Origin of the sequence: Burkholderia alba, from assembly GCF_034721475.1 — a bacterium.
In the GTDB taxonomy this organism is placed as follows: Bacteria; Pseudomonadota; Gammaproteobacteria; order Burkholderiales; family Burkholderiaceae; genus Burkholderia; species Burkholderia alba.
This window is the reverse complement of record NZ_JAWJWL010000020.1, coordinates 66,450-86,733: the sequence shown is the minus strand read 5'-3', so window position 1 is coordinate 86,733 and position 20,284 is coordinate 66,450. Positions and strand designations below refer to the sequence as shown.

Sequence of the window (20,284 nt, the reverse complement as noted above, 5' to 3'; positions counted from 1 at the left end):
GTAGCCGCAGATTCTACCTCATTTCACGATCTTGAGGCGAGGTCTGCTGCCTTTGGATCCGTCGCCATCCGGTTCCGGCGGTTCGTCCGCGCTGTCCGGCGATTCGGTGTTCGCGGGCACATCCGAAGCCCCGGCCGCGACTTCCTCGCCGTCCTCCGAAAACGTCCCCGAATCCGGCCCGACGCCTTCGCCGTCCTGAGCCACCGCATCGACCTGAAACGCCATCCCCTGCCCGTTCTCCCGTGCATAGATCGCGAGCACGTTGGCAACCGGCACTTCGAGCTTGTGCGCCTTTCCGGAGAACCGCGCGGTGAATTCGATCCACTCGTTGCCCATCTGCAGCTGGCTCGTCGCCTCGAAGCTGATGTTCAACACGATCTCGCCGTCGCGCACGAACTGGCGCGGCACGCGCGTGGAGTTGTCGACCCGCACCGCAATGTGCGGCGTATACCCGTTATCCGTACACCACTCGTAGAGCGCGCGCAGCAGATAAGGCTTCGTGGAAATCTCTTGCATCAACCGTCCTCGAAACGGGGGCGGGCACCGCGGTCGGCCGCCGTGCCCGCCCCTCCGCTACTCCAGCTTAACGACGCATGACCTTTTCGGACGGCGTCAGCGCTTCGATATACGCCGGGCGGCTGAAAATCCGCTCCGCGTACTTCATCAGCGGCGCGGCGTTCTTCGACAGCTCGATCCCGTAGTGATCCAAGCGCCACAGCAGCGGCGCGATCGCGACGTCGAGCATCGAGAACTCTTCGCCCAGCATGTACTTGTTCTTCAGGAAGATCGGCGCGAGCTGCGTCAGACGATCGCGAATCGCCAAGCGCGCCTTCTCGTGATTCTTCTCCGCCGCCTTACCCTTCTCGTTCTCGAGCGTGCTCACATGCACGAACAGCTCTTTCTCGAAGTTGAGCAGGAACAGGCGCGCGCGCGCACGCTGCACCGGGTCCGCCGGCATCAGTTGCGGATGCGGGAAGCGCTCGTCGATGTACTCGTTGATGATGTTCGACTCGTACAGAATCAAATCGCGTTCAACGAGGATCGGCACCTGGCCATACGGATTCATCACGGCGATGTCTTCCGGCTTGTTGAACAAGTCGACATCCCGAATCTCGAAGTCCATGCCCTTTTCGAACAGCACCAGCCGGCAACGCTGGGAGAACGGGCAAGTTGTGCCGGAGTACAGAACCATCATGTTTGCGTTTCCTCAAAAAGCTGAGGGCCAGCGCGCAGAAAAACCATCCCGCAGGCTTTTCCTTGCGCCGGCCCCACGCCGGTCATGGCGTGATTACTTGATATCTTTCCAGTAGGCGGCATTGAGCCGCCAGGCGAAAAAGGTCAGGACGCCGAGAAACAGCAGCACCCACACGCCGAGGCGTTTGCGGGTCTGCTGCGCAGGTTCCGACATCCAGGTCAGATACGCCACCAGGTCGGCCACGGCAGAATCATAATCCACCGGCGATAGCGTCCCCGGCGTCACCTGCTCGAAACCGACGAGCTTGCGCACCTTCTCACCCGTCTCCTCGTCCGTCTTTTCTTCGAATTTCGCCGTCCGCTGCCCCTGAAGCTGCCACAACACGTGGGGCATGCCGACGTTCTCGAACACCGCGTTGTTCCAGCCGGTCGGCCGCGTATCGTCGCGATAGAAACTGCGCAGATACGTATAGAGCCAATCGCGGCTGCGCGCCCGGGCTTCGACCGACAGATCCGGCGGCGTCGCGCCGAACCAGCTCTTCGCGTCGTCCGGCCGCATCGCGATGGACATCGTGTTGCCGACCTTGTCGGTCGTGAACAGGAGATTCGTTTCGATCTCCTTCTGGGAAATGCCGAGATCCGTCAGCCGGTTGTAGCGCATCAGGTTCGCGCTATGGCAATTCAGGCAATAGTTTACAAACAATTGCGCGCCGTGCTGCAGGGAAACGAGATTTTCCGTGTTATCGGGGGCGCGGTCGAGCGGAAAATTACCCTCATCCGCCCGAACCGGCGCCGCCGCCAGCATACACACCGTCGCACCGATCAGCGCGAGCGTCGAAAGCAGTTTCTTCATGTCGTGTTCTCCTCGCTCGCTTTAATGGGGCTTGAACTGCACGCGTTCGGGCGGCTGCTTGAACGTGCCAAGCGGCGTCCAGAACGGCATGCCGAGGAAGAACGCGAAGTACACGAGCGCGCAGATCTGCGCGATCAGCGTCGCCGCGGGCGAAACCGGCCGCGTCCCGAGGAACGCGAGCGTGAGGAACACCAGCACGAAGATCCCGAAGAACACCTTGTGGAACAGCGGCCGGTAGCGGATCGACTTCACCGGGCTGCGGTCGAGCCAGGGCAGGAAGAACAGCGTGACGACCGCCGAACCCATCACCACCACGCCCCAGAACTTCGCCTCGGTGAGGTACATGAACACGACCACGGCCGCGGCCAGCACCGGCAGCCCGATCTTCCACTTGCCGCGCGCGCGGATCAGCGCCAGCACGCCCAGCGCCGCGATCACGATCATCAGCACGATCTTGAACGGATCGGTGGTCGCGCGCAGCATTGCGTAGAACGCGGTGAAGTACCAGACCGGCGCGATCTCGGGCGGCGTCTGCAGCGGGTTCGCCGGGATGAAGTTGTTCGCTTCGAGGAAGTAGCCGCCCATCTCCGGCGCGAAGAACACGATCGCCGCGAACACCATCAGGAACACGCACACGCCGAGGAAATCGTGCACCGAGTAGTACGGATGGAACGGGATGCCGTCGAGCGGAATGCCGTCCTCGCCCTTCTTCTCCTTGATCTCGATGCCGTCCGGATTATTCGACCCCACTTCGTGCAACGCCACCAGGTGCGCGACCACCAGCCCGAGCAGCACCAGCGGAATCGCGATCACGTGGAACGCGAAGAAGCGGTTCAGCGTGACGTCGGACACCACGTAGTCGCCGCGAATCCACAGCGACAGATCCGGGCCGACGAACGGAATCGCCGAGAACAGGTTCACGATCACCTGCGCGCCCCAGAACGACATCTGGCCCCACGGCAGCAGGTAGCCGAAGAACGCCTCGGCCATCAGGCACAGAAAGATCGCGCAGCCGAAGATCCACACCAGTTCGCGAGGCTTGCGGTACGAGCCGTACAGCAGGCCGCGAAACATGTGCAGGTAGACGACGACGAAGAACAGCGATGCACCCGTCGAGTGCATGTAGCGGATCAGCCAGCCCCACGGCACCTCGCGCATGATGTACTCGACCGACGCGAAGGCCAGCGTCGCGTCGGGCTTGTAATTCATCGTGAGAAAGATGCCGGTGACGATCTGGTTGACCAGCACCAGCAGCGCGAGCGAGCCGAAGAAGTACCAGAAGTTGAAGTTCTTCGGCGCGTAGTACTCGGAAACGTGCTTCTTCCAGGTGGCGGTGAGGGGGAAGCGCTGGTCGATCCAGCCGGTGAAACCTGTCGTGGAGACTTCTTTGTTATCCGACGCCATTTACGCTTCTCCTTTCTCATCCTTGCCGATCACGATGGTGTTGGCCGACGTGAACATGTAAGGAGGAACGTCGAGATTCTGCGGGGCGGGCTTGTTCTTGAAGACACGGCCAGCCAGATCGTAAGTCGAGCCGTGGCAGGGGCACAGAAAACCGCCCGGCCAATCGTCCGGCAGATTCGGCTGCGGCCCCGGCGTGAAGCGCTGCGACGGCGTGCAGCCCAGATGAGTGCACACCGCGACGACGACGAGGATGTTCTTGCGATCGGCCCGCGAACGGTACTCGTTCTCACAGTACGCGGGCATGGGCATCGAATACGGGGACTTCGAGGTGGGGTCGGCCACCTCCTTATCGGCCTTCGACACATCGGTCAGCATCGCATCGGTGCGATTCAGGATCCACACCGGCTTGCCGCGCCAGGCGACGGTCAGCATCTCGCCCGGCTTCAGTTCGCTGATGTCGACTTCGACCGGGGCACCGGCCGCCTTCGCTTTCGCAGACGGCGCCAAAGACGCCGCAAAGGGGATTACGGTGGCGACGCCTCCTACGCCACCTGCTACGGATGTCGCAATCAGCCAGGTACGGCGGCCGCTGTCGACGCGTTTCTCTTCTTTGTCTCGCATCACACGCCCCACTTCTGAGTTGGATTTTCCGTCACGACTTCGCATATCGCCGCTAGTGTGCGCGAATGGAGTCGCCATTTACAAGGCCCGGATACGAAATACCTCTAGAAGTGCTTGATAGATAAGGGTTTCCCCCCACAATCCGTATGATTATTTCAATAATCTTTTAAGCGTTCGCTACACATCGGTTTTTCGATGCACCGCATCAATTTCGTCCGTCAGACCGGATTATGAATATCGATAAAAAGGTGTTCGAGATCGAATTGTTCGGATAAATGGCGACCGAGCGCCTGAATTCCATAGCGTTCGGTCGCATGGTGCCCCGCCGCAACGAACGCCACGCCGCTCTCCGCCGCCGCATGCGTGACGAATTCCGACGCTTCGCCGGTCAGGAACACGTCGGCGCCCGCCTCGATCGCCGCGTCGAAAAAACCCTGCGCGCCGCCGGTACACCACGCGACCCGGCGCAGTTGCTGATCCGGATCGCCCAGCACGAGCGGGGTGCGGCCGAGCGTCTTCTCGACCTTCGCGGTGAAATGCTCGAGCGTGACGGGCATCGGCAGCGTGGCGAGCCAGCCGAGATCCTGCTCGCCAAAGCGCGCGTCGCCGCTCAGGCCGAGGCGTCCGCCCAGCTGCGCGTTGTTGCCGAGTTCGCGGTGCGCGTCGAGCGGCAGATGGAATGCGAACAGGTTCATGTCGTTCGCGATCAGCAGCTTGAGACGCTGATGCTTGCGGCCCGTAATCTGCGGCGCCTCGTTGCGCCAGAAATAGCCGTGATGCACGAGCACGGCATCGGCGCCCCACTCGAGCGCGCGCTCGAGAAACGCGGCCGACGCGGTCACGCCGGTGGCGATCTTTTCAATCTTGCGGCGCCCTTCCACCTGCAGACCGTTCGGGCAATAGTCCTTGAAGCGGGCAGTTTCAAGGGTATTGTTCAAGTACAATTCAAGTTCGTTCCGATCCATATAAACCTCTAATATCTTCAAATGCTTAGACGCTTTTGGCTGTTCTTCGCTCAAGCGGTGACAGTGCTTCTCGCACTGATGTTCATCGTGGCGACGCTCAAGCCGCAATGGCTGCAGCGGCAAGGGCAGCTCGGCAAGCAGCTCGCGGCGCCGATCGTCGCGCTGCGGGAGGTCGCCCCCGGCGTCGGCGGCGCTCCCGCGCAAACCTCGTATGCGGATGCCGCGCAAAAAGCGATGCCCGCCGTGGTGAACGTATTCTCCAGCAAGGACGGCTCGCTGCCGCCCGACCCCCGCGCGAAGGATCCGCTGTTCCGCTACTTCTTCGGCGACCGCAACGCGCGCAAGCAGCAGGAGGAACCGGCCTCCAATCTGGGCTCCGGCGTTATCGTGAGCTCGGAAGGTTACATTCTAACGAACCAGCACGTCGTCGACGGCGCCGACCAGATCGAGGTCGCGCTCGCCGACGGCCGCACCGCCACCGCGAAAGTGATCGGCAACGATCCGGAAACCGATCTCGCGGTGCTCAAGATCAACATGACCAACCTGCCGACCATCACGCTCGGCCGTTCGGATCAGTCGCGCGTCGGCGACGTGGTGCTCGCGATCGGCAATCCGTTCGGCGTCGGCCAGACGGTCACGATGGGGATCATCAGCGCGCTCGGCCGCAACCACCTCGGCATCAACACGTTCGAGAACTTCATCCAGACCGATGCGCCGATCAATCCGGGCAATTCGGGTGGCGCGCTCGTCGACGTCAACGGCAACCTGCTCGGCATCAACACCGCGATCTATTCGCGCTCGGGCGGCTCGCTCGGGATCGGCTTCGCGATCCCCGTATCCACCGCGCGCAGCGTGCTGGAGAGCATCATCACGACGGGCGCGGTCACGCGTGGCTGGATCGGCGTCGAGCCGCAGGACGTGACGCCGGAAATCGCTGAATCGTTCGGGCTCGACCAGAAGACGGGCGCGATCGTCGCGGGCGTGCTGCAGGGCGGCCCGGCGGACAAGGCCGGCATCAAGCCGGGCGACATCCTGGTGACGGTCAACGGCGAGAGCATCACCGATACGACGAAGCTGCTGAACGTCGTCGCGCAGATCAAGCCCGGCACGCCGACCCAGGTGCACGTGGTGCGCAAGGGCAAGGAAATGGATCTGACGGTCGTGATCGGCAAGCGTCCGCCGCCGCCGAAACAGGCGCTGAACGACCAGGACAGCGACGACGCGGAGTGACGGCCGGGCGTGTCTGATAGATAAAAAAGGCAGCCCTCGGGGCTGCTTTTTTGTTGGAAAGCGGGCGAACGCCGAGGGCTTCCCGATGTCCGCGCGCGAGGCCCGAACCGGGCACGAACCAACACGGATCAAAGCACCACCCGCCGCAACGCGTCCACGCCGATCGACTTGGGCCTGCCTCACCCGGACGCGCCGTCCCGCCACCAACAAAAAAGGCAACCCGACCGGATTGCCCTCTTTACCGACGCGGCCCTCGCCGCGCCCGCCCAACGCGCCGCGTTCAACCCGCCGCTTCCGCCCCTTCGTCCTTCTCCTTGGCGGGCTGCTTGCCGACGATCAGCCGCGCCGCGATGATCCCCGCCTCGTACAGCAGCACGAGCGGCAGCGCCAGCATCAACTGCGAGAACACGTCCGGCGGCGTCACCACCGCGGCCACCACGAACGCGCCGACGATCACGTACGGGCGGATTTCCTTCAGTTTCTTCACCGTCAGGATGCCCATCCGGACCAGCAGCACCACCACGACCGGCACTTCGAACGTCACCCCGAACGCCACGAACATCCCGAGCACGAAGCTGAGGTAGTTATCGATGTCGGTCGACATCTCCGCCCCGAGCGGCGCGTTGTAGTGCGCCATCACGCGGAAGATGGTGGGAAACACGACGAAGTAGGCGAACGCCATCCCGCACAGGAACAGCACGTAGCTGCTGCCGACGAGCGGCATCACGAGCTTCTTCTCGTGCTGGTAAAGCCCCGGCGCGACGAACGCCCAGATCTGGTACAGCACGATGGGCAGCGCGATCACGAGCGCGACGAGCATCGTCACCTTCATCGGCACGAAGAACGAGCCGGTGACGTCGGTCACGATCATCCTGCCGCCCTTCGGCAGGTTCTGCATCAACGGGCGCGCGAGCAGCCGGAAGATGTCGGGCGCCCAATAGACGAGCCCGAGGAACACGACGATCACCGCCACGCCCGCCCGGATGATGCGGTCGCGCAGTTCGACGAGATGGGAGATGAAGGTTTCTTCCGGCGCGTCGTCCGGATTACGCTGGGGGTCGCTCACGCCGGCCCTCGGTTGAAATGATGGGCACGAATCATCGCTCAGAAGAAGCGCACGGGACGACGCAGGCTGGCGGGCTGATGACGGGCGACGCGCGCGGCGCCCGACTGCACGTGCGTGCGCCGCGTCGTCGCGCGCTTGTACCAGACCGGCGTCGCGGTAGTTTTCACGCGCCAGTTGCGGCGCTTCGGCACCGCCGCGACCATGCTGCTGCGCCAGACCGGCGCATCCGACGACTCGGCGGAAGCGCCCGCGCCGCCGTCCGGCGACACCGCCGAACTCCACGCCGCATTGAGATCGCTCTCATGCTGGCGCAGGTTATCGTGAATCGTGGTTTCGACGTTGCGGGCCGCCGCCTCGAAATCGGTCTTCATCGTGCGCAACGCATCGAGTTCGATTTCGCGCGAGACTTCCGCCTTCACGTCGTTGATGTAGCGCTGAGCGCGCCCGAACAGCGCCCCGGCGGTGCGCGCGACGCGCGGCAGCCGCTCGGGTCCGAGCACGACGAGCGCGACGACGCCGATCAGCGCCATCTTCGAAAGGCCGAGATCGAGCATCGGGTCGGTCCGTCAGCGCGCGGGTCAGGCCTTGTTGGAATCGGACGAACGCGCCGCTTCCTTCGCGTCGACATCCACCGAGCCCGTGCGCGGCAGTTGCTGCGCGTCGGGCGCTTCCTGTTCCTTCATGCCTTCCTTGAACCCCTTCACCGCGCCGCCGAGATCGCTGCCGATATTGCGCAGCTTCTTCGTGCCGAACACCAGCGCCACGATCAGCAGCACGATCAGCCAGTGCCAAATACTCAGTCCACCCATGATCCCACTCTCCTAAACCTCGCCGACCACGCGGCGCAACGTGCCGGCCACGCCGGCTTCACTCATTCCGGTAACGGGACGCTTCCCGTCACCCCATTCGATGCCACGGACGCGGCCCGGCCAGGATATGCGCGTGCAGGTGATAGACCTCCTGCCCGCCGCCGGGCCCGGTGTTGATCACCGTCCGGAACCCGGTTTCGCCGCCCGTATACGCACAGCCCAGCTGTTCGGCGAGCCGCGCGACGAGGAGCATCATTCTACCAAGCAGCGGCGCGTCTTCCGTGGTGGCCGCGGACAGCGTCGGCAGGTGCTTGCGCGGTATCACCAGCACATGCGTCTCGGCCGCCGGACGGATGTCGCGAAACGCGACGAACTCGTCGTCCTCGTGCACTTTCGTGCTGGGGATCTCGCCCGCCGCGATCCTGCAGAACAGACAACCCGGGTCGTGACTCATCATGCTCCTTGCAACGCCCGCCCGGCGTCAGAACCACGCCTGCGGATCGAGCGTCTTGTTGTCGTACAGAAACAGCCAGCCCTTGATGATACGGTACAGCGTCCACACCCAGACCACGCCCAGCACGAGGAAGCCTATGCCGACGAAGAGCAGTGCAAAACCAACCAGATACGCGATCAGCGAGCGCCAGAACGTGCGGATCTGCCATTCGAAGTGGGCCTGATACGCGGTGCCGATCACATCGCCGCGCTTCACGTAGTTGATGATGATCGCGATGATCCCGGTGATGCCGCCCGTCAACCAGTGGACCGCGTAGAGGGCATACAGGATGTGCGTCAGCGTCCGCAGCGCGTTCTGCCGCTCGCTCTCGCTCGCACTCTGATACGACGGCGGAAATTGGCTCGGCGAATTTTCCATGATGCTACCCCCCTTTAATGACAGTTTTACCGCGGGAACCGCTCCCGCGGCCGGCTCATCCGCCGTTTTCCTCGCGCTCGCGGCGCTTGCGCAGCGCCTTTTCCTCGATGCCGGACAGGCCTTCGCGGCGCTCCAGTTCGGCGATCACGTCGGCCGGACTCAGCTCGTAATGCGACAGCATCACGAGACAGTGAAACCACAGGTCCGCCACTTCGCCGACGAGCGCCGACGGCGCGCCGCCCTGGCGCACGTCCTTCGCGGCGAGCACCACTTCGGTGGCTTCCTCGCCGATCTTCTTGAGCACCGCGTCGTCGCCCTTGTGAAACAGGCGCGACACATAGGATTGCTCGGGATCGCCGCCCTTGCGGCTGTCGATCACCGCCGCGAGGCGCAGCAGCGTGTCTTCGGTGGATTGCGTCATTTGTAGATGTGCTCGGGGTCCTTGAGCACCGGTTCGACCGTGACCCATTCGCCGTCGGCGGCGGTGCCCTCGAATTTCTGGAAGAAGCACGAATGCCGGCCGGTGTGGCAGGCAATGCCCGACACCTGCTCGACCTTCAGCAAGACGACGTCCTCGTCGCAGTCGAGCCGCACTTCATGCACGTGCTGCACATGGCCCGATTCCTCGCCCTTGAACCACAGGCGCTGGCGCGACCGCGAGAAATACACCGCGCGCTTGGTTTCGATCGTCTTCGCCAATGCGTCGCGGTTCATCCACGCGAACATCAGCACGTCGTTGGTCGACGCCTCCTGCGCGATCACCGGCACGAGGCCGTTCGCGTCCCAGCGGACCTTGTCGAGCCAGTTGCCCGTCGTAGCCGAACCCGCACTCATCACAACCTCACCGGAATGCCCTGGCCGGCCATGAACCGCTTCGCTTCGCCGACCGTGTGTTCACCGTAGTGAAAAATGCTCGCGGCCAGCACTGCGTCCGCGCGCCCGTCCTTGATGCCGTCGGCCAGATCCTGCAGCGAACCGACGCCGCCCGATGCGATCACCGGCACCGGCACCGCGTCCGACACGCCGCGCGTGAGCGCGAGATCGAAGCCGGACTTGGTGCCGTCGCGATCCATGCTGGTGAGCAGGATCTCGCCCGCGCCGAACTCGGCCATCCGGCGCGCCCATTCGATCGCGTCGAGGCCGGTGCCCTTGCGCCCGCCGTGCGTGAAGACTTCCCAGCGCGGCGGCTCGCCGGCGCCCGACACGCGCTTCGCGTCGATCGCGACGACGATGCACTGCGAGCCGTACTTGTCGGCCGCGTCGCGCACGAGCTGCGGATTCGCGACCGCCGACGAATTCATGCCGACCTTGTCCGCGCCCGCGTTCAGCAGGCGCCGCACGTCCTCGACGGCGCGCACGCCGCCGCCCACCGTCAACGGAATGAACACCTGCGAAGCCACTGCCTCGATGATCGGCAGGATCAAGTCGCGCCCGTCGGAGGTCGCGGTGATGTCGAGGAAGGTGAGCTCGTCGGCGCCCTGCTCGTCGTAGCGGCGCGCGATCTCGACCGGATCGCCCGCGTCGCGCAGTTCGACGAAATTGACACCCTTGACGACGCGCCCGGCGGTGACGTCGAGGCAGGGAATGATGCGTTTAGCTAGAGCCATGATGTTGCACAAGTGCCGCAGGTAGGGCCGCCCGGATGGGCGGCCTGGGCGAAAAGGCGCCGAAGCGGCGGTTCAGGCGTCGTCGAGTTCGCCGTTCAGTTCGTCCGCGCGCTTTTGCGCGACCGCGAAATCGAGATCGCCCGAGTAGATCGCCCGGCCGCAGATCACGCCTTCGACACCGTCCTCCTCCACTTCGCAGAGCTTCTCGATGTCCGTGAGATTCGACAAGCCGCCGCTCGCGATCACCGGAATGCCGACGGCCTGCGCGAGCTTCACCGTCGCCTCGATGTTGATGCCCTGCAGCATGCCGTCGCGGCCGATGTCGGTGTAGACGATCGACTCGACGCCGTAATCCTCGAACTTGCGCGCGAGATCGACGACTTCGTGGCCGGTCAGCTTGCTCCAGCCGTCCGTCGCGACCTTGCCGTCCTTCGCGTCGAGGCCCACGATGATGCTGCCCGCGAACGCCGTGCAGGCGTCCTGCAGGAAGCCCGGATCCTTCACCGCCGCGGTGCCGATGATCACGTAGGACAGGCCGGCGTCGAGATACTTCTCGATCGTCTCCAGGCTGCGGATCCCGCCGCCCAGCTGTACCGGGATTTCGTCGCCGACCTCGTCGAGGATCGCCTCGATCGCCTCGAGATTCTTCGGTTTGCCGGCGAATGCGCCGTTCAGGTCGACGAGATGCAGCCGCCGCGCACCGAGATCGACCCATTTACGGGCCATCGCCGCGGGATCCTCGGAAAAAATCGTCGCCTGGTCCATATCGCCTTGTTTGAGGCGTACACACTGACCGTCTTTAAGATCGATGGCCGGAATCAGCAGCATAGCAATCGGGTGTTATCTGGGAAAAGTGAAGAGATTGAGAGAGGTGTGCTGGCCCATCCAGCACGACGCCGTCTCGCTAGTGTAGTACAACTCTTTCCGCGTATTCGCGCCTCAAGCCCACGCAGCGGGCGTTTTGCGCCGATCGGGTGTGGCAGGCGCGCCACGTTCAGGGGTTCCAGTGCACGAAATTGCGGTACAGCCGCAAGCCGACTTCCGCGCTCTTTTCCGGGTGAAATTGGGTCGCGAAGAGATTGTCGCGCGCCACCGCCGACGTGAACGGCGCGCCGTACAGCGTCTCGCCCGCCGTCAGCGCCGGGTCGGCCGGCTCCACGTAGTAGCTGTGGACGAAATAGAAATAGGCGTCGTCCGGTACCCCGTCCCACAACGGATGCGGCCGGGTCTGGCGCACCCGGTTCCAGCCCATCTGCGGCACCTTGAAGCGCGAGCCGTCGTCCTGCAGCCGGCCGGCCAGCTCGAAGCGCTGGACCTTGCCCTGCATCAGGCCGAGTCCGTTCGTGCCGCCTTCGGCGCTCCAGTCGAACAGCATCTGCTCGCCGACGCATACGCCGAGCAGCGGCTTGTTGCGGGATGCCTCGAGCACCGCCTCCTGCAGCCCCGACTCGCCGAGGCAGCGCATGCAGTCGGGCATCGCGCCCTGGCCCGGCAGCACGACGCGGTCGGCCGCGCGGATCGCCGCGGGCTGATCGACGATCGCCACGTCCGCGGCCGGCTCGGCCTTCCTGAGCGCCTGCGCGACCGAACGCAGGTTGCCCATCCCATAATCCACAATCGCAATCGAAGTTTTCATTTCAGTGCAGGCAACAATGCCTTCAGTCCATCGACGATGAATTCCACTGCCAGCGCCGACAGCATCAAGCCCATCAGCCGGGTGGCGATATTGATGCCAGTGCGGCCGATCCAGTGCGCGATCGGCTCGGCGAGCCGCATCGCGAAGAAGCACAGCAGCGCGAGGATCGCGCCGATCGCGATCAGTCCGACCCGGTCGTACCAATGGTCGGCATTCGATGCGTAGACGATCAGCGTGCTGATCGAGCCCGGGCCCGTCAGCAGCGGAATCGCGAGCGGCACCACCGCGATGCTGTTCTTCGACTCCGCTTCGTCGCGCTCCTCGGGCGTCGACCGGGTGTTGCCGATCTGCGCGTTCAGCATGTTGATCGCCATCAGCAGCATGATGATCCCGCCGCCCACCTCGAGCGAGCCGACCGAAATGCCGAAGAAACGGATGATCTGCTGGCCGAGCAGCGTCGTGATCGTCATCACGCAAAACACCGAGATCGCCGCGATACGGATCGTATGGCGGCGTTCGGCATCCGTCTGCTGCGCCGTCAGGCTCAGGAAGAACGGAATCGCGCCGAGCGGATTGATCAGCGCGAGCAACGAAATAAATGATTTGACCAGGTCCATCGCAAGCCGGCGCGAACGCCGCGGCCAGTGTGGTGATCCGCGTCAGCGGAAGATCAGAGGCTGCCCTTCGTCGACGGGATCTGCCCGGCCGCGCGCTCGTCGAGCTCCACCGCCATCCGCAGCGCCCGGCCGAAGGCCTTGAACACGGTTTCGAGCTGATGGTGCGCGTTGATGCCGCGCAGGTTGTCGATATGCAGCGTCACCCCTGCATGATTCACGAAACCTCGGAAGAACTCGATCGACAGGTCGACATCGAACGTGCCGATCCGCGCGCGCGTGAACGGCACGTGGAATTCGAGGCCGGGACGCCCGGAAAAATCGATCACGACGCGCGACAGCGCCTCGTCGAGCGGCACGTACGCATGGCCGTAGCGGCGAATGCCCTTGCGCTCGCCGACCGCCTTCGCGACGGCCTGGCCGAGCGTGATGCCGACGTCTTCCACCGTGTGGTGGTCGTCGATGTGGGTGTCCCCATGCGCTTCGATGTCGAGATCGATCAGACCATGGCGCGCGATCTGATCGAGCATATGGTCGAGGAACGGCACGCCGGTGGCCAATTTCTGCTGGCCGGTGCCGTCGAGATTGATCTTCGCACGGATCTGCGTTTCGCTGGTATTGCGAACGACTTCCGCCACACGCATGGTGATTCCTCGAATAAAACTGATGTAAATGGGGACTGCGGAAGCGTGTGCCCGCGACGGACCGTCAGGGCAGCGCCAGCTTCAGCGCGGCCAGCAACTGCGCGTTTTCGTCGGGAGACCCAACCGTCAGGCGCACGCAATTGGCCAGCAATGGATGCATTTTACTCACGTTTTTGATCAGAACCCGCTCGGTCAGCAGCGCCTCGAACACCGCCGCCGCATCCGGCACCCGCACCAGCAGGAAATTGCCGGCGCTCGGGAATACCGTCGTGCCCGGCAGCGCGCCGACCGCCTGCGCCAGCCTGGTGCGCTCCGCGCGCAGCTCGGCGGCCTGCGCATCGAGCACGTCGACGTGCTCCAGCAGGAATTCGGCGGCCACCTGGGTCAGCACGTTGATGTTGTACGGCGGGCGCACCTTGTCGAACTCCGCGAGCCAGGCGGGCAGCCCCGCCAGATAGCCGAGGCGCAGGCCGGCGAGCCCCAGCTTCGACACCGTGCGCATCACGACCACGTTGTCGAACTCGGCCGCGCGCGGCATCCAGCTGCGCTGGGCGAACGGCTGGTAAGCCTCGTCGATGACGATCAGGCTCGCGGTCGCGGCGGCGATGATCCGCTCGATGTCCGCATCCGGATACAGCGTGCCGGTGGGATTGTTCGGATACGCGAGGTAGACGATCGCCGGACGATGCTCGGCGATCGCCGCCAGCATCGCGTCGGTATCGAGTGTCAGATCGGCGGCGAGCGGCACGCCGACGAAGTCGAGCTGCGCGAAGCGCGCCGACATCTCGTACATCACGAAGCCCGGTACCGGCGCGAGCACCTTGGCGCCCGGCCGCGCGCACGCGATCGAGATCAGGCTGATGATTTCGTCGGAGCCGTTGCCGAGCAGGATGTCGCAGGCGCCGGGCACCCGCATCGTCGCGCGCAGCCGGTCGATCAGCGCGGCCGGACGCGGTGCCGGATAGCGGTTGAGCGCGACGCGCGCGAGCCGCTCGCCGAGCGCGGCCGCGAGCGGCTCGGGCAGCGAGTACGGATTCTCCATTGCGTCGAGCTTCACGAAGCCCGTTGCGTCCGGCACCGGATAGCTCGTCATCGCGAGCACGTCGCGGCGGATGATGTCTTGTGGCGTGGTCATGGGTGGCAGCGGCGTGCTTGGCGCCGGCGTGTTATCGGCAAGGCGGCGGCGGACGCCGGCCGCCTTGCCCGATGGAGCGGAAGCGGCGTTCAGCCGCCCTGTTTCATGCGGAACTCGGCGCTCTTCGCGTGCGCCTGCAATCCCTCTCCGTAAGCCAGCTCGGACGCGATCTCGCCCAGCGTGTGCGCGCCTTCCGCGCTCACCTCGATCACGCTCGAGCGCTTGATGAAATCGTACACGCCGAGCGGCGACGAGAAGCGCGCGGTGCGCGACGTCGGCAGCACGTGGTTCGGGCCGGCGCAGTAGTCGCCGAGGCTTTCGCTGGTGTAGCGGCCGAGGAAGATCGCCCCCGCGTGGCGGATCAGTTGCCCCCACTGCTGCGGCTCGAGCGCGGAGATTTCCAGGTGTTCCGGTGCGATGTCGTTGGCGATCCGGCATGCCTCCGCCATGTCGCGCACCTTGATCAGCGCGCCGCGGCCTTCGAGCGACGCGCGGATCACATCCTGGCGCGGCAGCGTCGGCAGCAGCTCGGCGATCGCCTTCTCGACGCGCTCGATGAACGACGCATCCGGGCACAGCAGGATCGATTGCGCCAGCTCGTCGTGCTCGGCCTGCGAGAACAGGTCCATCGCGACCCAGTACGGGTCGGTCGTGCCGTCGCACAGCACCAGGATCTCGGAAGGCCCGGCGATCATGTCGATCCCGACCGTGCCGAACACGCGGCGCTTCGCCGACGCGACGTACGCGTTGCCCGGCCCGCAGATCTTGTCGACCGCCGGCACCGTGGCCGTGCCGTACGCGAGCGCGCCCACCGCTTGCGCGCCGCCGATCGTGAACACCCGATCGACGCCGCCCAGCAGCGCAGCGGCGAGCACCAGCTGGTTCTTCACGCCCTCGGGCGTCGGCACGACCATCACGATCTCGCCGACCCCCGCGACCCGCGCCGGGATCGCATTCATCAGCACCGACGACGGATACGCGGCCTTGCCACCCGGCACGTACAGGCCGACGCGGTCGATCGGCGTCACCTTCTGGCCGAGCACGGTGCCGTCGGCTTCCGTGTACTGCCAGCTATGGGTGCCGCACTCGATCTTCTGCTTCTCGTGATACGCCCGCACGCGGGCGGCGGCGGCCTCGAGCGCCGCGCGCCGCTTCGGCTCCAGTCCGTCGAGCGCCGCTTCCAGCTCGTCCTGCCGCAGCTCGAGCGCCGCGACGCTCGTCGCGTCCAGGCGGTCGAAGCGGTTCGTGTAGTCGAGCACCGCGGCGTCGCCGCGCGCCTTCACGTCCGCCAGAATGCCGGCGACCGCCTGCTCGATCGCGTCGTCCTCGCTCGCCTCGAATGCCAGCACCGCGCGGAGCGCGGCGTCGAAGCCGGCGGCCGTCGAGTCGAGTTTGCGAATCTTGATAGCCATGCTGTTATCCGTTCCGGTAATGCGCTGTTCGCCGCGGGCGGTCAGGCCCCGTTTTGCAGCGACGCGCGTTCGAACGCGTCGAGAAACGGCTTCAGCGCGGCGCGCTTCAGCTTGAGCGCAGCCTGATTCACGACGAGGCGCGACGAGATCGGCATGATCTCCTCCACCTCGACCAGATTGTTCGCCTTCAAGGTGCCGCCCGAGCTCACCAGGTCGACGATCGCGTCGGCGAGGCCGACGAGCGGCGCCAGCTCCATCGAGCCGTACAGCTTGATCAGGTCGACGTGCACGCCCTTCGCCGCGAAGTGCTCGCGCGCGGTATCGACGTACTTCGTCGCGACCCGCAGCCGCGCGCCCTGGCGCACCGCGTTCGCATAGTCGAAGCCCGCGGGCACCGCCACCGACATCCGGCAGCGCGCGATGTCCAGGTCGATCGGCTGATACAGTCCGCCGCCGCCATGCTCGAGCAGCACGTCCTTGCCCGCCACGCCGAAATCGGCGGCGCCGTATTCGACGTAGGTGGGCACGTCGGTCGCGCGCACGATGATCACCCGCAGGTTCGGATCGGTCGTCGGCAGGATCAGCTTGCGCGACGTTTCCGGATCCTCGGCCACCTGCACGCCCGCCGCCGCGAGCAGCGGCACGGTTTCCTCGAAGATACGCCCTTTCGACAGGGCCAGCGTCAACGGCGCGTTCATGCTTCGCTCCCGGAGAGGCGGCGCACCTTCGCGCCGACCGCCGTCAGCTTCGCTTCCATCCGGTCGTAGCCGCGGTCGAGGTGGTAGATCCGGTCGATCAGGGTCTCGCCTTCCGCGCGCAGGCCCGCGATCACGAGGCTCGCCGACGCGCGCAGGTCGGTCGCCATCACCTTCGCGCCGGACAGCTTGCCGACGCCGGTGACGAGGGCGGTATTGCCGTCGATCGTGATGTTCGCGCCGAGGCGGTTCAGCTCCTGCACGTGCATGAAGCGGTTCTCGAAGATGGTTTCGACCACCTGCGCGGTACCGTCCGCGATCGCATTGAGCGCCATGAACTGCGCCTGCATGTCGGTCGGGAACGCCGGGTATTCGGAGGTGCGGATCGTGACCGCCGACGGACGGCGGTCCATGGTGACGCGCAGCCAGTCGCCGCCTTCCTCGATCGACACGCCCGCCTCGCGCAGCTTGTCGATCACCGCGTCGAGGATGTGCGCGCGCACGCCGGTCAGCTTCACGTCGCCGCCCGCCGCCGCGACCGCGCACAGGAACGTGCCCGCCTCGATCCGGTCGGGAATCACCGCGTGCGACGCGCCGTGCAGCCGGTCGACGCCCTGGATCACCAGGCGGTCGGTGCCGATTCCGTCGATCTTCGCGCCCATCGCGACGAGCAGGTGCGCGAGGTCGCTGACCTCGGGCTCGCGCGCGGCGTTCTCGATCACCGTTTCGCCGTCGGCGAGGGTCGCCGCCATCAGCAGGTTCTCGGTGCCGGTGACGGTGATCATGTCGGTCACGATCCGCGCGCCCTTCAGCCGCTTCGCGCGGGCCTCGATGAAGCCGTGCTCGATGTTGATCTCGGCGCCCATCGCCTGCAGGCCCTTGATGTGCTGGTCGACCGGCCGCGCGCCGATCGCGCAGCCGCCCGGCAGCGACACCTTCGCCTCGCCGAAGCGCGCGACGAGCGGGCCGAGCACGAGGATCGACGCACGCATCGTCTTCACCAGCTCGTAGGGCGCGACCGGATTGTCGACACCCGACGCGTCGAGCTGCACGCGCGCGCCGTCCATGCCGGCGCGCATGCCCATCTGGCCGAGCAGCTTCAGCGTGGTGCGGACGTCCTGCAGGTTCGGCACGTTGTCCAGGTGCACCGGCTCCGGGGACAGCAGCCCCGCGCACAGAATCGGCAGCGCCGCGTTCTTCGCGCCGGACACGCGGATCTCGCCAGTCAGACGCTGGCCGCCTTCGATCACGAGTTTGTCCATGCCATGTCCTTGCGCGTCCCGATTGCCGGCCGGGCTTGCCGTGGCGACGCTCTGGACGGCGTCGCGTTCGTTGACTGTAACTTGCACTGACTGATTCCGATTATGCGTTCTGCCATTCGGCGGGCGTCAGCGTCTTCATGCTGAGCGCGTGGATTTCCTGCTTCATGCGATCGCCGAGCGCCGCATAGACCAGCTGGTGCCGCTGGATCGGCCGCTTGCCCTCGAAGGCGGGCGAGACGATCGTCGCGAAGAAGTGCTGGCCGTCGCCTTCGACTACCAGATGGGTGCAGGCGAGTCCGCCTGCGATGTATTGCTTGACCTGTTCGGGAGTCGGCAACATGAAATGCTCCTGTCAGTATGCGCCGGGCCGCCCTCCGCGGACCGGCGCGCTCCGTTGGCGGGCGGCGGACACGGCGGGCGGGGCGCGCTTCGTATCAATGGCGCAGTTTGTAGCCGGTGGCAAGGAGCCGCATCGCGATCAGCGCGAGCAGCACGAAGAAACCGGCGACGACCGCGAGGCTCTCGTACGGGTTGATGTCGGCGATGCCGAAGAACCCGTAGCGGAAGCCGTCGATCATGTAGAAAAACGGGTTGAGCCGCGACACCTCGCGCCACACGGGCGGCAGCGAATGCGTCGAATAGAACACGCCCGACAGGAACGTGAGCGGCATGATGAGGAAATTCTGGAATGCGGCGAGCTGGTCGAACTTCTCGGCCCAGATCCCGGCGATCAGGCCGAGCGTGCCGAGGATCGCCGAACCCAGCAGCGCGAATCCGACGATGAAGAACGGCGCGGCGAAGCTCATCGGGATGAACCAGACCGTGACGACGAACACCCCGGCGCCCACCGCGAGGCCGCGCACGACCGACGCGAGCACGTACGCGCCGAAGATGTCGCTGTACGACAGCGGCGGCAGCAGCATGAACACCAGATTGCCGGTGATCTTCGACTGGATCAGCGACGACGAGCTGTTGGCGAACGCGTTCTGCAGCACGCTCATCATCACGAGGCCGGGCACGAGGAAGCTCACGTACTCGACGCCCGGATACACCTCGACGCGGCCCGACAGCGCGTGGCCGAAAATCGTCAGATACAGCAGCGCGGTCACGACGGGCGCGAGCACCGTCTGGAACGACACCTTCCAGAAACGCAGAATTTCCTTGTAGAACAGCGTGCGGAACCCGCTCATGCCAACCCCTCGATTACCTCGGCTCCGTTCATGACCTGCACGAACACATCTTCGAGATCGGCCTTGCGGATCTCGATTTCATCGAATGCGCACCCGGCCGCGCGGCACTGCGCGAGGATCCGGTCGACGTCGTCGTAGCTCGCGAGGCGCAGCAGGTGCTCGCGGTTCGCGGACCCGGCCAGGTCGGTCTCGAGCGCGCGCAGCTCGGCGGGCAGCACGCCTTGCGACAGGCGCACGAACAGCTGCAGCCCCGAGAAGCGCTGCAGCAGCGCGCTGGTGCGGTCGAGCGCCACCACCTCGCCGCGCCGCAGCATCGCGATCCGGTCGCACAGCGCTTCCGCTTCTTCCAGATAGTGGGTGGTCAGCACGATCGTGTGGCCTTCGCGGTTCAGCCGCGAGATGAATTTCCACAGCGTCTGGCGCAGCTCGACGTCGACGCCGGCGGTCGGCTCGTCGAGCACGATCACGGGCGGCCGATGCACGAGCGCCTGCGCGACCAGCACGCGTCGCTTCATGCCGCCCGACAGCGCGCGCATGTTCGCATCGGCTTTTTCGGTGAGGTCGAGATTCGCCATCACCTCGTCGATCCAGTCGTCGTTGTGGCGCAGACCGAAATAGCCGGACTGGATGCGCAGCGTCTCGCGCACGGAGAAGAACGGATCGAATACCAGTTCCTGCGGCACCACGCCGAGCGCGCGGCGCGCGGCGCGGAAATCCTTGACGACGTCGTGGCCACGGACCGCGATGCTGCCTTCATCGGCCCGCGCGAGCCCGGCGAGAATGCTGATGAGGGTGGTTTTGCCGGCGCCGTTCGGACCGAGCAAACCGAAAAACTCACCTTCTTCGACCGACAGGCTGACGCCCTTGAGCGCCTGAAGCGCTTTGTAGCGCTTCTTGACGTGACGGATTTCTATGGCTGACATGACTGTGCGCGACGTGGCGGCCGCGACGCCTTCTCTGTGCTTGATACGAAAGGGGAAAAAGGGGGCCGGTTGACAGCCCCGCAAACGTTCGATTATAGGGCAAACCGAAGGGCGGGTCCGGGCGCGAAACCCGCGCCGAACCCTGACGGGAGC

26 protein-coding genes are annotated in these 20,284 nt (G+C 65.2%); 1 reads left to right on the top strand and 25 read right to left on the bottom strand.

The annotated features are described in order from the left end of the window. Window positions 1–18: 18 nt before the first annotated feature. The 6 genes from RZR99_RS22325 to RZR99_RS22300 all read right to left on the bottom strand — a co-directional run bounded on the left by RZR99_RS22325 (window position 19) and on the right by RZR99_RS22300 (window position 5,037). Window positions 19–516, bottom strand: a complete 498-nt coding sequence (locus tag RZR99_RS22325) for a ClpXP protease specificity-enhancing factor (RefSeq protein WP_323121943.1) — start codon at window positions 514–516, stop codon at window positions 19–21. A 67-nt stretch (window positions 517–583) separates the two neighbouring features. Continuing rightward, window positions 584–1,195 (bottom strand): glutathione S-transferase N-terminal domain-containing protein, encoded by a 612-nt coding sequence (locus RZR99_RS22320; protein ID WP_027797364.1) that lies wholly within the window; start codon window positions 1,193–1,195, stop codon window positions 584–586. A 93-nt stretch (window positions 1,196–1,288) separates the two neighbouring features. Continuing rightward, entirely contained in the window at window positions 1,289–2,047 is a 759-nt protein-coding gene (locus RZR99_RS22315; protein ID WP_323121942.1) for a cytochrome c1, read from the bottom strand. 21 nt (window positions 2,048–2,068) lie between these two features. Further along, window positions 2,069–3,451, bottom strand: a complete 1,383-nt coding sequence (locus RZR99_RS22310; RefSeq protein WP_323121941.1) for a cytochrome b — start codon at window positions 3,449–3,451, stop codon at window positions 2,069–2,071. Beyond that, complete coding sequence (gene petA, locus RZR99_RS22305) at window positions 3,452–4,072, bottom strand: ubiquinol-cytochrome c reductase iron-sulfur subunit (RefSeq protein ID WP_323121940.1); 621 nt, start codon at window positions 4,070–4,072, stop codon at window positions 3,452–3,454. It abuts the gene before it with no gap. Between the two features lie 218 nt (window positions 4,073–4,290). Continuing rightward, window positions 4,291–5,037 carry a Nif3-like dinuclear metal center hexameric protein gene (locus RZR99_RS22300; RefSeq protein WP_323121939.1) on the bottom strand — a complete coding sequence of 249 codons (747 nt, stop codon included), beginning with the start codon at window positions 5,035–5,037 and terminating at the stop codon, window positions 4,291–4,293. Window positions 5,038–5,058: 21 nt separating this feature from the next. Between RZR99_RS22300 and RZR99_RS22295 the strand changes: the two genes are divergently transcribed. Then, window positions 5,059–6,267, top strand: a complete 1,209-nt coding sequence (locus RZR99_RS22295) for a Do family serine endopeptidase (protein ID WP_323121938.1) — start codon at window positions 5,059–5,061, stop codon at window positions 6,265–6,267. Window positions 6,268–6,547: 280 nt separating this feature from the next. On the opposite strand, the gene tatC is transcribed toward RZR99_RS22295, so the two are convergent. The 19 genes from tatC to RZR99_RS22200 form a co-directional block, all read right to left on the bottom strand. Next, complete coding sequence (gene tatC / locus RZR99_RS22290) at window positions 6,548–7,333, bottom strand: twin-arginine translocase subunit TatC (protein WP_323121937.1); 786 nt, start codon at window positions 7,331–7,333, stop codon at window positions 6,548–6,550. Window positions 7,334–7,371: 38 nt separating this feature from the next. Next, on the bottom strand, window positions 7,372–7,887 hold the full coding sequence (gene tatB / locus RZR99_RS22285; RefSeq protein WP_323121936.1) for a Sec-independent protein translocase protein TatB: 516 nt from the start codon (window positions 7,885–7,887) through the stop codon (window positions 7,372–7,374). Window positions 7,888–7,911: 24 nt separating this feature from the next. Next, window positions 7,912–8,142 (bottom strand): Sec-independent protein translocase subunit TatA, encoded by a 231-nt coding sequence (gene tatA / locus RZR99_RS22280; protein WP_323121935.1) that lies wholly within the window; start codon window positions 8,140–8,142, stop codon window positions 7,912–7,914. Between the two features lie 88 nt (window positions 8,143–8,230). Next, complete coding sequence (locus RZR99_RS22275) at window positions 8,231–8,596, bottom strand: histidine triad nucleotide-binding protein (RefSeq protein ID WP_323122000.1); 366 nt, start codon at window positions 8,594–8,596, stop codon at window positions 8,231–8,233. A 27-nt stretch (window positions 8,597–8,623) separates the two neighbouring features. Next, window positions 8,624–9,013 carry a DUF4870 family protein gene (locus tag RZR99_RS22270; protein ID WP_323121934.1) on the bottom strand — a complete coding sequence of 130 codons (390 nt, stop codon included), beginning with the start codon at window positions 9,011–9,013 and terminating at the stop codon, window positions 8,624–8,626. A 55-nt stretch (window positions 9,014–9,068) separates the two neighbouring features. Beyond that, the gene (locus RZR99_RS22265; RefSeq protein WP_323121933.1) at window positions 9,069–9,434 is read right to left on the bottom strand and encodes a phosphoribosyl-ATP diphosphatase; all 366 of its coding nucleotides are present in this window, start codon (window positions 9,432–9,434) and stop codon (window positions 9,069–9,071) included. After that, window positions 9,431–9,847, bottom strand: coding sequence for a phosphoribosyl-AMP cyclohydrolase (gene hisI, locus RZR99_RS22260; RefSeq protein ID WP_323121932.1), 417 nt, complete (start codon window positions 9,845–9,847; stop codon window positions 9,431–9,433). Before hisI ends, RZR99_RS22265 begins: the two co-directional genes overlap by 4 nt. Continuing rightward, window positions 9,847–10,620 (bottom strand): imidazole glycerol phosphate synthase subunit HisF, encoded by a 774-nt coding sequence (gene hisF, locus RZR99_RS22255; protein ID WP_323121931.1) that lies wholly within the window; start codon window positions 10,618–10,620, stop codon window positions 9,847–9,849. The genes hisI and hisF overlap by 1 nt, the downstream gene beginning before the upstream one ends. Before the next feature lie 72 nt (window positions 10,621–10,692). Beyond that, window positions 10,693–11,448 carry a 1-(5-phosphoribosyl)-5-[(5-phosphoribosylamino)methylideneamino]imidazole-4-carboxamide isomerase gene (gene hisA / locus RZR99_RS22250; protein ID WP_323121930.1) on the bottom strand — a complete coding sequence of 252 codons (756 nt, stop codon included), beginning with the start codon at window positions 11,446–11,448 and terminating at the stop codon, window positions 10,693–10,695. Between the two features lie 166 nt (window positions 11,449–11,614). Then, window positions 11,615–12,256 (bottom strand): imidazole glycerol phosphate synthase subunit HisH, encoded by a 642-nt coding sequence (gene hisH / locus RZR99_RS22245; protein WP_323121929.1) that lies wholly within the window; start codon window positions 12,254–12,256, stop codon window positions 11,615–11,617. Beyond that, window positions 12,253–12,873, bottom strand: coding sequence for a YchE family NAAT transporter (locus RZR99_RS22240; RefSeq protein WP_323121928.1), 621 nt, complete (start codon window positions 12,871–12,873; stop codon window positions 12,253–12,255). The genes hisH and RZR99_RS22240 overlap by 4 nt, the downstream gene beginning before the upstream one ends. A gap of 53 nt (window positions 12,874–12,926) precedes the next feature. Then, window positions 12,927–13,514, bottom strand: coding sequence for an imidazoleglycerol-phosphate dehydratase HisB (hisB, locus tag RZR99_RS22235; protein ID WP_323121927.1), 588 nt, complete (start codon window positions 13,512–13,514; stop codon window positions 12,927–12,929). Window positions 13,515–13,578: 64 nt separating this feature from the next. Continuing rightward, entirely contained in the window at window positions 13,579–14,649 is a 1,071-nt protein-coding gene (hisC, locus tag RZR99_RS22230; RefSeq protein WP_323121926.1) for a histidinol-phosphate transaminase, read from the bottom strand. Window positions 14,650–14,738: 89 nt separating this feature from the next. Beyond that, entirely contained in the window at window positions 14,739–16,061 is a 1,323-nt protein-coding gene (gene hisD, locus RZR99_RS22225; protein WP_323121925.1) for a histidinol dehydrogenase, read from the bottom strand. Window positions 16,062–16,102: 41 nt separating this feature from the next. After that, complete coding sequence (gene hisG, locus RZR99_RS22220) at window positions 16,103–16,759, bottom strand: ATP phosphoribosyltransferase (protein ID WP_323121924.1); 657 nt, start codon at window positions 16,757–16,759, stop codon at window positions 16,103–16,105. Beyond that, entirely contained in the window at window positions 16,756–18,105 is a 1,350-nt protein-coding gene (gene murA, locus RZR99_RS22215; RefSeq protein WP_323121923.1) for a UDP-N-acetylglucosamine 1-carboxyvinyltransferase, read from the bottom strand. Before murA ends, hisG begins: the two co-directional genes overlap by 4 nt. Window positions 18,106–18,118: 13 nt before the next feature. Continuing rightward, a complete protein-coding gene (locus RZR99_RS22210) occupies window positions 18,119–18,358 on the bottom strand; it encodes a BolA family protein (RefSeq protein ID WP_323121922.1) in 240 nt (79 codons plus the stop codon). A 94-nt stretch (window positions 18,359–18,452) separates the two neighbouring features. Beyond that, window positions 18,453–19,208, bottom strand: a complete 756-nt coding sequence (locus RZR99_RS22205) for an ABC transporter permease (RefSeq protein ID WP_323121921.1) — start codon at window positions 19,206–19,208, stop codon at window positions 18,453–18,455. After that, window positions 19,205–20,131, bottom strand: coding sequence for an ABC transporter ATP-binding protein (locus RZR99_RS22200; protein ID WP_323121920.1), 927 nt, complete (start codon window positions 20,129–20,131; stop codon window positions 19,205–19,207). Before RZR99_RS22200 ends, RZR99_RS22205 begins: the two co-directional genes overlap by 4 nt. Between the last annotated feature and the right edge of the window lie 153 nt (window positions 20,132–20,284).